The organism is Acidovorax sp. FG48 (genome assembly GCF_057809085.1).
In genome coordinates, this window is sequence record NZ_JBMDJH010000036.1 from 1 (window position 1) to 13,309 (window position 13,309).

Sequence of the window (13,309 nt, forward strand, 5' to 3'; positions counted from 1 at the left end):
TCGGCTCATCGATGGGATGAACTGTACGCCGGTGGGGTGCAGAGAAAAACCACCGGGTCGCGAACTAACTGTTCCAGTATTGGAAACAATAGAAGGAATGCAGGAGGGTGTCCGACGGCTTAGCGCATCACAAGGGGCCGGAATTGCCAGGCTGTCATGGATAACCCGGGTGCAAATTCAGGACGACCAGCTCTTTGATAAGTTCAGTGTTCCGACCGTACGGGGGCGGTGCAAAACCATCGAGTCGGCGCCCCGCAGGACATCCGACAAAAGGGCTACTGAGGTCCGTGGGGCTGGGGGTTCGGAAGGGTGCGACCGCCAATGGCCTCGCCTGCAAGTCGCCCCGTCATCGTGGTCTTTGGTGCGCTGGCATGCCCGCTCGTACGCCGTTGGGACCGACGCCCGCCAACCCGCGTCAGCGGACGATCGGTGTGTCTGGCAGCTCGTTGGAGGAGAAGGAATCCGCCGCGCGTGGAAAGTGATGAATCAGCAGGGCGCGCACGGCACTCACCGCCTGCGACAGGCCTTCCTCGTAGTGCCCTTGCCGAAACTGGGCTGACATCTGCGCCGCCATCTGCTGCCACACCTCCGGAGGGACATGGCGTGCCAGCCCGCGGTCTGCAACGATCTCAAACGCGTGCTCTGGCATCAGCAGGTAGATCAGCACGCCGTTGTTGTGTTCAGTGTCCCACACGCGGTGCTTGCTGAACAGCATCAATGCGCGTTCCCGCGTTCGGGCGTGGCGGCGCAGGTAGCTCCAGGGCAGGCCCGCCTCGGCCACGATGCGAATCTGCCCCGTGTGCTGCAACTCGCTGGCAGCCACCTGTGCGCCCAGGCGCTGCAGCGCGGGTGCCGGGATGGCGGACCGGCCAAAGGCGTCGTGCCAGCGGTGGTGCACCAGCCGCCAGAGGGCTCGCCACAGCGTGTGCGCAGGTCGTTCGCTGTTCTCAACACCCATCACCAATCCCCCGAGGCGCCGCCGCCGCCAAAATCGCCCCCGCCGCCCGAACTGAAACCGCCGCTGTCACTGCTGCTGCTGAATCCGCCCGAACTGCCACTGCTCCAGCCTCCGGAGCCTCCACCGCCATGCCCCAGGCTGATGGGGCCGCTGCTACCGCCAAAAAGCCAGGTGTAGAGCAGCGCGATCACGCCCGCGCCCACCGACAGCAGCAGGCTGGAGGTGAACACAAACGCCAGGGCCCCCACGCCGCCGCCCACCGCCAGGCCGCCCAGCGCAGCCCCCAGCAGGCTGCGCGCCAACGGGCCCGCCACCATGACGCCAAAGAACAGGAAGATGGCGAAGTCTGTCCAGTCGAACAGGCCGTGGATGCTGCCTCCAGCGGCAGGGGAGGGTGTCTCGGCCGGGGCGGGCAGGGCTTCGCCCGTGATGCGCGCGCCGATCTGCGTGATCGCTGCACCGAGGCCTCCCGCAAAGTCGCCTTGCTGAAAGCGGGGCTTCATCGCGCCGTCGATGATGCGTGCTGCTGCGATGTCGGGGATGGCGCCTTCCAGCGATTTGGCGACCTCAATGCGCATCTTGCGGTCGTTCTTGGCGACCACCACCAGCACACCGTCACCCACGTCGCGGCGTCCGATCTTCCACTGGTTGCCGACGCGGTTGGCATAGGCGGCGATGTCTTCCGGTGCCGTGGTGGGCACCATCAGCACCACGACTTGCGAGCCGCGCGATTTTTCGAGGGCGAGCAGCTGGCCCTCCAGCGCCTGAATGTCATTGGCGCTGAGCGTGCCTGTCTGATCCATGACGTGGCCGGTCAGCGGCGGCACCGCCAGCGGCTGCGATTGGGCCCAGCCAAAGACGGGCCATGAGGCTATTAAAAATATAGCTATCAGGGCATGTCGAATGGGCGCTAGCAGCATGTTTGGCTCATGTCAGGCCATGCAAGGGGTATTCAGGGCTTGGCCTTGGATGCGGAGAAGTCCACCGTGGGTGGCACGGCAATCTGGGCCTCGTTGGCCACGGTAAAGCTGGGCTTGGGGGCGTAGCTGAAGGCCATGGCCGTGAGGTTGGTGGGGAAGCTGCGGGCCAGCACGTTGTACTCCTGCACCGTCTGGATGTAGCGGTTGCGGGCCACGGTGATGCGGTTTTCGGTGCCTTCCAGCGTCACCCGCAGGTCGCGAAAGCCCTGGTTGGCCTGCAGGGTGGGGTAGCGCTCGGACACGACCATCAGGCGCGACAAGGCGCTGGACAGCTCGCCCTGGGCCTGCTGGAACTTGCTGAAAGCCTCGGGGTTGTTCAGGGTTTCGGGTGTGACCTGGATGGCCGTGGCCTTGGCGCGGGCCTCGACCACCTTGGTCAGTGTTTCTTGCTCAAAGTTGGCCTCGCCCTTGACGGTGGCGACAATGTTGGGCACCAGGTCGGCCCGGCGCTGGTACTGGTTGAGCACTTCGCTCCACGCGGCCTTGGACTGCTCGTCCAGGCGCTGGAAGTCGTTGTAGCCGCAGCCGCTGAGTGTGAGTGTGGCAGCTAGCACGGTGAGGAGGGCAAGTAGACGTTGGATCATCATGATGGTGGAGTCCGCCGAGGGAGAAATGGGATGACTGTGCCAGAAACCGCGATGCGCAAGACAGCAAAGTTTGTGGAGGATCTGTCGCGGTGGGCGCACCTCCAGAACGCGTACAAAATCTGTACGCAGCAAGGCATTGCACCGCCGCCGCACAATAGCAGCCTCGCGTTGCACCTGTCACGCCATTCCAACCCACTTACCCTCTGAATCCACATGCCCCGCGCCCGATCAAAAGCAGCCACCCTGGGTGGCTCTTCGGATGAAACCGAATCCGCGTTCTATGAGGCGCTGCAGCGCGGTGACATCGATCTGCTGATGTCGTGCTGGGCAGACGACGACGAGATCGTCTGCGTGCACCCGGGGGGGCCGCGCCTGCTGGGGCCTGCGGCCATCCGTGCCGCGTTCGAGGCCATGTTCTCGCATGGCACCGTGCGTGCCCGGCCGGCCCAGGTGCACCGCGTGGTGGCACTGTCGAGTGCCGTGCACAGCGTGGTCGAGCAGGTCGAGGTGATGCTGCCCGATGGCCTGCACCAGGCCGTGGTCATGGCCACCAACGTGTACCACAAGACCCCTGAAGGCTGGCGCTTGGTGGCCCACCACGCCAGCCCGGGCGTGGCGCCCGATGCCCAGGTGGATGTGCTGGCGCAGCGCCCCGTTCTGCATTGAGAGGCCCCTGCGTGAGGATTTTAGGCCCCATTGGCTGTATGCGCCGACAACATATGCCCTGGCAGCTATGAAATACATAGCGCCTCGCTGGCTCCCGGGTGGCCAGTTGCAAACGATCTGGCCCGCCCTGTACGCGCGCCGGGTGTTCGGCCCGCGTCCTGAGTACCGCCGTGAGCGCTGGGACACCCCCGACGGCGATTTCGTCGATGTGGACTTTCTGCAGGATGGTGTGGTCGCTGACGCTCCCCGGCCGCTGCTGGTGGTGTTCCACGGGCTGGAAGGCTCGTCGCGCAGCCATTACTGCGAAGCCTTTGCCGACCTGGCCCGTGAGCGCGGCTGGGCCTGCGCGCTGCCGCACTTCCGGGGGTGCAGTGGCGAGATCAACCGCGCCCCGCGCGCCTACCACTCGGGCGACCACGCCGAGATCGGCTGGATGCTGCAGCAACTGCGTGCGCGCCACCAGGGGCCGCTGATGGCGGTGGGGGTGTCACTGGGCGGCAATGCACTGCTGCGCTGGGCCGCCGAAGTGGGCACTGACGCCGCGCGCGGCGCAGATGCGGTGGCGGCCGTGTGCTCGCCCATCGACCTGGCAGCGGGCGGCCATGCCATTGGGCGTGGCTTCAACCGGCTGGTGTACACGCGCATGTTCATGCGCACTCTGGTGCCCAAGGCACTGCAGAAGCTGGCCCAGCACCCGGGGCTGTTTGACCGGCAGGCGCTGCTGGCCGCGCGGGACCTGTACGCGTTTGACAACGTGTTCACAGCGCCGGTCCACGGGTTTCGCAATACCGAGGACTACTGGCTGCGCGCGTCGGCCAAACCGCTGCTGCACCGCATCCGCATTCCGGCCCTGGTGGTGAACGCGCGCAACGACCCCTTTGTGCCCGCCGGCAGCTTGCCGGGCGTGCGCGAGGTAGGGCGCCATGTGACGCTCTGGCAGCCGGCGCACGGCGGGCATGTGGGGTTCCCGCGTGGGTTGCCACCCGGGCATGTGCGCGCCATGCCCGATGCGGTGGGAGGGTGGCTGGCCGAGCACAGTGGGGCCCTGGCGCTGCACGGAGCACAATCCGCCCATGGATGACATCGTCAAACAGGCACTGGCCAAATGGCCCAACGTGCCCGACTGCTACGGCTGGCTGGGCCTGGATGCGCGCGGCCACTGGTATCTGCGCGACGACGCGGTGCAGGCGGCGGGCGCGTTTCCGCACAGCAAAGGCACGCTGCTGCAGCACGACAAATTGCTGGCTTTCATTGCGCGCAATTACGAGCATGACGACCAGGGGCAGTGGTTCTTTCAGAACGGCCCGCAGCGCGTGTACGTGGAGCTGGAGGCAACGCCCTGGGTCTGGCGCCTGCAGCCGCAGGACCTGAGCGTCGTCAGCCACACCGGTCGGGAGGCGTTGGTGCGCCGCTGCCTGCTGGACGAACTGGGCCGTGTGTACCTGGAGACAGACCTGGGCCTCGGGCTGGTCCACACGCTGGACGTGGCACTGGCAGCAGAGGCGGTGACCGATGGGCGCTGGACGCCCGAGGACGTGCAGGCGCAGGACCTGCCGGCGCGCTACGGGTATGTCTGCAGCCCGCGTGCCAGGTCGCAAGCCGGAGCGTCGCAGCCAAACTGAAGCTCCGCCCCCACCGCCCTTCGCCGGGAGCTGCAGGCACTGACTGCTGCTCATCGCTGCGCGAGATAGGCTCTAAAACGACAAAGCCGGTCGCAAGGACCGGCTTTGGGTTTGGGTTTCTACCCCGCCTGGGCGGGATAAAAGGGCTGCATTACTTGGCGGCGGCTGCCATGAACTCCACAGCGGCGCGCAGATCGGCGTCAGAGGCCTGTGTACCACCACGGGGAGGCATGGCGCCCTTGCCCTTGGCGACACTGGTGTACAGCGCGTCGATGCCTGCGGGCAGGCGAGCGGCCCAAGCGGCCTTGTCACCAAACTTGGGAGCACCGGCCACACCGGCAGCGTGGCACACCTGGCAAGCCTGCTTGTACAGAGCCTCGCCAGCGCCTGCTGCGGCGGCTGCAGGTGCGGCAGCTACTGCTACAGCGGGCGCAGCCGCTGCAGGGGCTGCGGCGGGTGCTGGTGCAGGAGCGGCCGCTGGGGCTGCGTCTGCCTGGGCGGCAGGGGCCGCAGCAGCGGGAGCAGCAGGTTCGGCAAACTTGGCGCCACCGGCGTTGGCCATGTAGGCCACGGCGCGTGCGATTTCGGTGTCGTTGAAGTCGCCGCCGCCTTGGGGGGCCATGGCGCCCTTGCCCTTCAGGGCGGACTGCACCAGGGCTTCAAACCCGGTGCCGATGCGCGCAGCCCAGGCAGCTGCATCACCAAACTTGGGGGCACCTGCAGCGCCGGAAGCATGGCAGGCGGAGCACTGGGCCTTGAAGACTTCTTCGCCGCTCTTGAGGGGGCGGTTGGCGTCGCGCACTTCCACCATGCCGATCTTCTGGATGCGTTCGGCGATGGCCTTTTCGGGGTTGACGGCACCGGCAGCGGGCTTGTCCGCCGACGTCACATACAGGACCAAGCCAATGATGGCAAAGATCGGAACTACAAACGAGAAAAGTACCGCGACCAGCAACTGCTTGGGGTTCTTGATCGGGCCGGTATGGGCTTCTTCGTGGTGGTTGTCGCTCATGTCGTCCTCAGGTGTATCGGGGGCTTCGGTGTAATCAACCTTAAATTATATCTGCGGGGATGGTTATTCCGATCCCCGCTTGATGCAGACCACCACGGGTTTGCCCCAGCGCGCGCAGCGCGCCAGGGGGCTGCGCGCGCTTCAGCTCTGGGCTTCAGGAGGGGGCCTGGGCGCTGGTGTCGGGTGCTCCGCCCCCCAGTGCCTTGTACAGCGACACCTGGTTTTGCAGTTGCGCCAGCCGCACCTGCACCACGGCCTGCTGGGCCGTGAACAGCGAGCGTTGTGCGTCCAGCAAGTCCAGATAACTGGCCACGCCGTTGCGGTATCGCAGGTCGGCCAGTTGCAGGCGCGCGGCTTCTGCCTGGGCCTGCTGTTGCTGGGCCTGGGCCTGTTCGCCCAGGGTGGCTTGCCCGGCCAGCGCGTCCGAGACTTCGCGGAACGCGGTCTGGATGGCTTTTTCGTACTGCGCCACGGCAATCTCCCGGCCGACCCGGGCGCTGTCCAGATTGGCCTGGTTGCGGCCCGCGTCAAAAATGGGCAACAGCAGCGATGGCGCGATGGTGAAGCCCCAGGAGCCGTTCTTGAACAGGCCGGACAGCTCGCCGCTGGCGGTGCCTGCCTGCGCTGTCAGGGAGATGCGCGGGAAAAACGCCGCCCGCGCCGCGCCAATGTTGGCGTTGGCTCCGATAAGCTGCTGCTCCGCCTGGCGGATGTCCGGCCGGCGGGTGAGCAGCTCTGACGGCACGCCAGCAGGCAGCGGTGCCATCGCAGGCGCGTCGGCCAGCTTGCCACCCGCCAGACTGGCGCGCACGTCCTGAGGCAGTGCTTGGCCTAGCAGCAGGACCAGCGCGTTTTCGTCGAGCGCGCGCTGGCGCTGTTGCTGTGCCAGCGTGGCGCGGGCCGCCTGGGTGAGCGACTCTGCCTGGCGGAAGTCGAGCTCGGAGGCCACGCCCGCGTCCAGGCGCATCCTGGTCAGGCGCACCGACTCCTCGCGCGAGGCAAGGGTCTGGCGCGACAGGTCCAGCAGTTCCTCGTCGGCCAGCAGCGTCAGCCAGCCATTGGCCACCGCCGCCACCAGGCTCACCTGGGCGGCGTTGCGGCCTTCTTCGGTGGCGAGGTATTGGGCGAGCGCTTGTTCCTTGAGACTGGCAATGCGGCCAAAGAAGTCGATCTCCCAGGCGGATACGGCCAGGCCCACGCTGAACGAGTTGGTCAGGTTGCCGGTGCCCGCAGCGGGCGCCCGGCTGGCATTGGCCGCCAGGCCCACGCCCGGGTACAGGTCGGCACGGCGCACCTGGTAGGTGGCCCGAGCCTGCTCGATGTTGAGCATGGCCACCCGCAGGTCCCGGTTGTTGGCCAGCGCAATGCCGATGAGCTGCTGCAGGCGTGGCTCGGCAAAGTAGTTCTGCCAGGGCACGGTGGCGCCCGGCTGAACCGCCGCACCGTCCGTCGTTGCTGCAGCGCCGGCATAAGTGGCGGGGACGGGGGGCTGGGGGCGTTCGTAGGTAGGAATGAACGAGCAGCCCGCCAGCAGCGCCGCCGCTGCGGCCGCTGCCAGTGCCAGGGGGGTACGGCGGTGTTTAGTCATGGGTTCCAACTCCTGCTTCTTCTGCATGGCGGCGGTTCATTTCCTGCTGGCGTGCGCTGCCCTTGAACAGGCTGCGCACCACCACAAAGAACACGGGCACAAAGAACACGGCCAGGGCGGTGCCGGTGACCATGCCACCCAGCACGCCAGTGCCGATGGCCCGCTGGCTGGCAGAGCCTGCGCCCGACGCAACCACCAGTGGCAGAACACCCAGGCCGAATGCCATCGAGGTCATCACGATGGGGCGGAACCGCAGGTGCGCGGCGGCCAGCGCCGACTCGATCACGCCCTTGCCTTGGGCCTGCAGGTCCTTGGCGAACTCGATGATCAGGATGGCGTTTTTCGCCGACAGGCCAATGATGGTGATCAGGCCCACCTGGAAGTACACGTCATTGGCATAGCCGCGCAGCAACGTGGCCAGCAGCACGCCCAGCACGCCCAGGGGCACCACCAGGATCACGGCCAGCGGGATCGACCAGCTCTCGTACAGCGCGGCCAGGCACAGGAACACGGCCAGGATGGCAAAGCTGTACAGGATGAGCGACTGCGACCCTGCCAGCTTTTCTTCGCGCGACTGGCCAGTCCATTCAAAGCCAAAGCCTTGGGGCAGTTGGCCTGCCAGCTTCTCCATCTCGGCCATCGCCGCCCCCGTGCTGTAGCCCGGGGCGGGCGAGCCGGAGATGCGCATGGCGGGGTAGCCGTTGTAGCGCACGGTTTGCTGCGCGCCGGTCACCCAGCGCGTCGTGGCGAACGCCGACAGCGGCACCGGTTTGCCCTGGTTGTTGGTGGCATTGATCTGCAGCAGATCGTCAGGCTGCATGCGCGCTGGCGCATCGGCTTGCACCACCACCCGCTGCAGGTGGCCCTGGTTGGGGAAGTCGTTCACATAGCTGGAACCCAGCGCTGTGGAGAGCGCAGAGTTGATGGCGTCGAAGGGCACGCCCAGCGCGTTGGCCTTGTCACGGTCAATGTCGATTTGCAGCTGCGGCGCATCTTCCAGACCATCAGGGCGCAACTGCGTCAACACCTTGCTCTGCGATGCCATGCCCAGCAACTGGTTGCGTGCTTTCACCAAAGCTTCGTGCCCGGCGCCGCCCCGGTCTTGCAGGCGGAACGTGAAGCCGCTGGCGTTGCCCAGCTCAGGAATGGGTGGCGGGCTCAACGGGAAGATGAAAGCATCGCGAATGCCCATCAGCGCACCAAAGGCGCGGTTGGCCACGTCCTGTGCCGACTGGCCAGGGCCATGGCGTTCACTCCAGTCCTTGAGCGTCACAAACGCGAGGGCCGCGTTCTGCCCCTGGCCGGAGAAGCTGAAGCCCAGCACGCCCACCATGCTCTGCACTTCGGGCTGCTTCAAGATGAAGCCTTCGACCTGCTCCATCACGGCAAGCGTCCGCTCCTGCGTGGCGCCGGGTGGCAGCTGCACGTTGACGATGATGTTGCCCTGGTCCTCGCTGGGCAGGAACGATGTGGGCAGGCGCATGTAGACCACCGCCACGGCGCCAATGATGGCGGCGTAGATCACGAGGTAACGCGCAGCGCGACGAAGGATGCGCGCCACAAAACCCTCATAGCCCTTGGCGGTGCGCGAAAAGCCGCGATTGAACCAGCCAAAGAAGCCGGTCTTCTCGTGGTGGTGCCCGGCCTCCACGGGCTTGAGCAGGGTGGCGCACAGCGCTGGCGTGAGCGATAGTGCCATGAAGGCCGAGAAGCCAATGGAGGCCACCATCACCGCCGAGAACTGGCGGTAGATGTTGCCGGTGGAGCCTGCAAAAAAGGCCAGCGGCACGAACACCGAGATCAGCACCACCGTCACGCCGATGATGGCGCCGGAGATCTGGCGCATGGCTTTGCGGGTGGCTTCCAGTGGAGACAGGCCTTCTTCGCTCATGATGCGCTCGACGTTCTCCACCACCACGATGGCATCGTCCACCACGATACCGATCACCAGCACCATGCCGAACATGGTCAGCACGTTGATCGAGAAGCCCAGCGCGAGCAGCGTGGCAAACGTGCCCAGCAGCGCAATCGGCACCACGATGGTCGGGATGATGGTGTAGCGCCAGTTCTGCAGGAACAGGAACATCACCAGGAACACCAGGACCACGGCCTCGACCAGGGTCTCGGCCACCTGCTTGATGGAGATGTCCACGAAGCGCGAGCTGTCGTAAGGAATGCTCCAGCTCATGCCTTCGGGGAAGTAGCGCGACAGCTCGTCCATCTTGGCGCGCACGTCCTTGGCTGCCTCCAGCGCATTGCCGCTGGGTGACAACTGAACGCCGATGCCGACGGCGGGCTTGCCGTTCAGGCGCGCAGCGGTGGCGTAGGCTTGACCGCCCAGTTCCACGCGCGCCACATCCTTGATGCGCACGGTGGAGCCATCGGTGTTCGCACGCAGCACGATGTTGCCGAACTGCTCGACGCTGGACAGTTGCCCGTTGACCACCACAGTGGCGGCAATCCCCTGGCCCGCGACGTTGGGCAGGTCGCCAATGGTGCCGCTGGCCACCTGGGCGTTCTGGGCGCGGATGGCAGCGGTGATCTCGGCGGCTGACAGGTTGTAGCTCAGCATCTTGGCCGGGTCGATCCAGATGCGCATCGCCCGCTCGGTACCAAAAAGCTGCGCCTGGCCAATGCCCTTGAGGCGCTGCAGTTCTGGCACCACGTTGCGCGAGGCATAGTCGCCCAGAGCCACGGTGTCGGTGGCCGGGTTGGTGGACGACAGCATGGTGAACAGCAGGAAGTTGGAGCGCGATTTGTCCACGCGCACACCCTGCTGCGTCACGGCAGACGGCAGGCGCGGCGAGGCGCGCGAGAGCCGGTTCTGCACGTCCACCTGTGCCAGGTCGGCATTGGTGCCGGGTTGGAAGCTCAGCGTGATGCTGCCGGAACCATCGGCTTGCGCGACCGACTCCATGTAGATCAGCCCGGGAGACCCGTTCATCTCGCGTTCGATGACCGACAGCACGCTGTCTTCGAGGGTTTGCGCCGATGCGCCAGGGTAGGCCGCGTTGATGACGATGGACGGTGGTGCCACCGGCGGGTACTGGGCAATAGGTAGCTGCGTGATGGCTACGCCGCCCATCACCATGATGAACAGCGCAATCACCCACGCAAAGATGGGGCGGTCAATGAAAAATTTGGCCATGCTGGATTGCCCCTTATGGCTTGGATGCGGCCGAAGCAGGTGCGGCCGGCGCCTCTGCGGAGGTGGGCGCGGAGGCGGTCGCCGCTGCCGGCGCAGGCGTGCCTGGCGCTTGCCATGGGACGGGCTTGACCGGGGTTCCGGGAGGCAGCATCTGCAGCTTCTGGAACCCGTCCACCATCACTTTTTCTCCCGCCTTCAGGCCGTCCAGCACCACCCAGCGGTTGTTCTGCGCGGCACTGATCTTGACGGTGCGTTGGGACACCTTGCCGTCCTCGCCCACCACGCTGACCGTGTCGCCCTGCTGGGTGCGCGTGACAGCCTGCTGGGGCAGGGTGATGGCGTTGCTGGCCTGTGCCTGTTCAATCCGCACGCGCAGGTACAGGCCGGGCAGCAGTTCGCCCTTGGGGTTGGGCACTTCGGCGCGCAGGGTGACCTGGCCGGTGGTGGAGTCCACCGACAAGTCTGTGAACAGCAGCTTGCCGGCTTGCGCGTATTCAGAGCCATCGCTGAGCACCAGCATGACGCTGGCCCCCTGTCCGCCGCCCGCGCGCTTGAATTGCCCGCTTTCCATGGCGCGGCGCAGCTGGAACACGTCTGCGGCCGATTGGGTGAAGTTCACGTACACCGGGTCGATCTGCTGCACCACGGCCAAGGCGGTCGCCTCACCCTGGCCCACCAGGGCGCCTTCCGTGACCAGTGCGCGACCGATGCGGCCGGAGATGGGGGCGGTCACGCTGGCATAGCCGAGGTTGATGTCGGCGGTGCGCACTGCGGCCTTGGCGGCCGCCACGTCGGCCTGGGCTTGTTTTTCGGCAGCTTCGGCATTCACGAAGTCCTGCTTGCTAATGGCATTGGCGGCGACCAGTGGTCGATAGCGTTCTGCCTGTGCGCTTGCCTGCGCCAGATTGGCCTGTGCCTTGGCGAGGCTGGCGCGTGCACTTTCTGCCGCTGCGGCGTAGGGCGCGGGATCAATGCGGAACAGCACTTGCCCCGCCTTGACGTCGCTGCCTTCCTTGAACACCCGCTGCTGGAGGATGCCTGCGGCCCGGGCGCGCACTTGGGCCACGCGCGATGCCTCCACGCGGCCAGGCAGCTCGGTGATCAGTCCCACGTCGCCCGGGGTGGCGGTGACCACCCCCACCTCGACGGGCGGGGGCTTGGGGCCACCCGCACCGGCGGCCTGTCCATCGGCCTTGCCGCAGGCGGATACCAGCAGTACCGCTGCGCTGATGGCGGCCAGCGAAAGCACTCGTCGGGTGGTGGCGGCACGCAGTTGCGGGGTGCCGGATGCGTCATGCAGTTGGGGCATGGAAGTCCTTTGGATGTGCGTCAGAAAAGGGAGGGAGCCACTAGGCCAAGCCGGGCTCAGGGCGCTGCGCGCGAAGTCCCGCCAGTTTGATCGGAAATTATACATACAGACATGAATGTATAATTGTTGACTGCGACAGATGCCCCTCCGCAGCTGTAGGGGTTTTGGAGACTCAACAAGGTGTTTGACTATGGCGCGCCGGACAAAAGAAGATGCAATCGCCACCCGTAACGGGTTGATCGATGCGGCTGAATTGGTGTTTCGGGAGAAGGGAGTGTCCCGGGCGTCTCTAAGTGATATTGCGCAGGCTGCGGGGGCGACCCGTGGCGCGATCTACTGGCATTTCAAGGACAAGGTAGATCTGTTCGGCGCCATGATGGATCGGGTCACGCTGCCGCTGGAGCAGGGCTTTGTCAGCTTTGAAGACAGTGCTGGTGCTGATCCGGTGCAGCGGCTGCGGGCGGTGATGGCGCTGGTATTTCGCAGTGTGGCCTCGGACGAGCACACCCGCCGGGTTTTCGAAATTGCTTTGTACAAGGTGGAGTATGTGAGCGAGCTCATGGGCTTGCGTGAGCGCCATGTGGCGGCTTCTGAGGGGTTTACGCAGCAACTGGCGCGTGACTTTGCGTTGGCGGCGGAGTCGCAGGGGGTGGTGCTGTCGATGTCGGCCATGGAGGCGGCCGTCAGTCTGCATGCTCTTTTTGATGGCTTGATTCGCAACTGGATCCTCAATGAAGGGGGCTTCGATCTCGTTCGTGTGGGTGGCGCCAGCACTGACGCGTTTCTTCAGGGGGTGGGCTTGTCGCTGGACGGGTCTAAGGAGTCCATGCGCCCCTGTCGTGATTGAGCTGGGGCTTTGTTTGGTTGGAAGCCCGTCGCGTGCAATAATCAAAGGCTGCGTAAGTCAGAGGTGTGCGGCTGTAGCTCAGTGGATAGAGTATTGGCCTCCGAAGCCAAGGGTCGTGGGTTCGATCCCCGCCAGCCGCGCCAACGATAGATGCAGCAGCAAGCATTGCCAGTGTTTGTGATGGGTGCCAAGTGCGTTTAATTTTTAAACGTGCAAAAAATTGGTGCTATAATTCGAAATTCTCCGGAGGGGTGCCCGAGTGGCTAAAGGGGGCAGACTGTAAATCTGTTGGCTTACGCCTACACTGGTTCGAATCCAGTCCCCTCCACCAGTGAGTGAGCAGTGTTGAAAGTGTTGCTTGGCCGTGTGAAATAAGGTCAGGTTCGCAAAGACCGGTGGTCTGCGCGGGAGTAGTTCAATGGTAGAACCCTAGCCTTCCAAGCTAATGACGCGGGTTCGATTCCCGTCTCCCGCTCCATTGTTCATTGCGTTGGTTTGTTGAGTAGAAATTTTTGGTGCTGTGCAAGCAGTGCCAATTGCCCATGTGGCTCAGTGGTAGAGCACTCCCTTGGTAAGGGAGAGGTCGCGGGTC

Annotated in this window: 11 protein-coding genes and 3 tRNA genes; 7 read left to right on the forward strand and 7 right to left on the reverse strand. The window is 65.2% G+C overall.

Going from position 1 to position 13,309, the window contains the following annotated elements; all coding sequences use genetic code 11:
- Nucleotides 1-415: 415 nt before the first annotated feature.
- The 3 genes from ACODSU_RS24770 to ACODSU_RS24780 are packed head-to-tail and all read right to left on the reverse strand — an operon-like array spanning nt 416 to nt 2,522.
- Nucleotides 416-958, reverse strand: coding sequence for a TPM domain-containing protein (locus ACODSU_RS24770; RefSeq protein WP_488845564.1), 543 nt, complete (start codon nt 956-958; stop codon nt 416-418).
- Entirely contained in the window at nt 958-1,878 is a 921-nt protein-coding gene (locus tag ACODSU_RS24775; RefSeq protein WP_488845566.1) for a TPM domain-containing protein, read from the reverse strand. The genes ACODSU_RS24770 and ACODSU_RS24775 overlap by 1 nt, the downstream gene beginning before the upstream one ends.
- Before the next feature lie 32 nt (nt 1,879-1,910).
- Nucleotides 1,911-2,522 carry a LemA family protein gene (locus tag ACODSU_RS24780; RefSeq protein ID WP_060985174.1) on the reverse strand — a complete coding sequence of 204 codons (612 nt, stop codon included), beginning with the start codon at nt 2,520-2,522 and terminating at the stop codon, nt 1,911-1,913.
- 216 nt (nt 2,523-2,738) lie between these two features.
- Here ACODSU_RS24780 and ACODSU_RS24785 point away from each other — a divergent pair, with 216 nt between their 5' ends.
- The 3 genes from ACODSU_RS24785 (at nt 2,739) to ACODSU_RS24795 (ending at nt 4,813) form a co-directional block, all read left to right on the forward strand.
- Complete coding sequence (locus tag ACODSU_RS24785) at nt 2,739-3,191, forward strand: YybH family protein (protein WP_015012222.1); 453 nt, start codon at nt 2,739-2,741, stop codon at nt 3,189-3,191.
- Between the two features lie 67 nt (nt 3,192-3,258).
- Nucleotides 3,259-4,272: a YheT family hydrolase gene (locus tag ACODSU_RS24790; RefSeq protein ID WP_488845568.1), complete on the forward strand. Its 1,014-nt coding sequence runs from the start codon at nt 3,259-3,261 to the stop codon at nt 4,270-4,272.
- Nucleotides 4,265-4,813, forward strand: a complete 549-nt coding sequence (locus tag ACODSU_RS24795) for a DUF2946 family protein (RefSeq protein ID WP_488845570.1) — start codon at nt 4,265-4,267, stop codon at nt 4,811-4,813. The genes ACODSU_RS24790 and ACODSU_RS24795 overlap by 8 nt, the downstream gene beginning before the upstream one ends.
- Nucleotides 4,814-4,964: 151 nt before the next feature.
- Here ACODSU_RS24795 and ACODSU_RS24800 read toward each other — a convergent pair whose 3' ends face one another.
- From ACODSU_RS24800 to ACODSU_RS24815, 4 genes are all read right to left on the reverse strand, one after another.
- Nucleotides 4,965-5,825 carry a c-type cytochrome gene (locus ACODSU_RS24800; RefSeq protein ID WP_015012225.1) on the reverse strand — a complete coding sequence of 287 codons (861 nt, stop codon included), beginning with the start codon at nt 5,823-5,825 and terminating at the stop codon, nt 4,965-4,967.
- Nucleotides 5,826-5,979: 154 nt separating this feature from the next.
- Complete coding sequence (locus ACODSU_RS24805; RefSeq protein ID WP_488845572.1) at nt 5,980-7,413, reverse strand: efflux transporter outer membrane subunit; 1,434 nt, start codon at nt 7,411-7,413, stop codon at nt 5,980-5,982.
- Complete coding sequence (locus ACODSU_RS24810) at nt 7,406-10,561, reverse strand: efflux RND transporter permease subunit (RefSeq protein WP_488845574.1); 3,156 nt, start codon at nt 10,559-10,561, stop codon at nt 7,406-7,408. Before ACODSU_RS24810 ends, ACODSU_RS24805 begins: the two co-directional genes overlap by 8 nt.
- A 13-nt stretch (nt 10,562-10,574) precedes the next feature.
- Nucleotides 10,575-11,870: an efflux RND transporter periplasmic adaptor subunit gene (locus ACODSU_RS24815; protein ID WP_488845576.1), complete on the reverse strand. Its 1,296-nt coding sequence runs from the start codon at nt 11,868-11,870 to the stop codon at nt 10,575-10,577.
- A 190-nt stretch (nt 11,871-12,060) separates the two neighbouring features.
- Between ACODSU_RS24815 and ACODSU_RS24820 the strand changes: the two genes are divergently transcribed.
- The 4 genes from ACODSU_RS24820 (at nt 12,061) to ACODSU_RS24835 (ending at nt 13,195) form a co-directional block, all read left to right on the forward strand.
- Nucleotides 12,061-12,717 (forward strand): TetR family transcriptional regulator, encoded by a 657-nt coding sequence (locus tag ACODSU_RS24820; RefSeq protein ID WP_488845578.1) that lies wholly within the window; start codon nt 12,061-12,063, stop codon nt 12,715-12,717.
- Nucleotides 12,718-12,784: 67 nt separating this feature from the next.
- Nucleotides 12,785-12,860 (forward strand) — tRNA-Arg (locus ACODSU_RS24825).
- 102 nt (nt 12,861-12,962) lie between these two features.
- A tRNA-Tyr gene (locus ACODSU_RS24830) sits at nt 12,963-13,048 on the forward strand.
- 73 nt (nt 13,049-13,121) lie between these two features.
- Nucleotides 13,122-13,195 (forward strand) — tRNA-Gly (locus tag ACODSU_RS24835).
- The last annotated feature ends 114 nt before the right edge of the window (nt 13,196-13,309 follow it).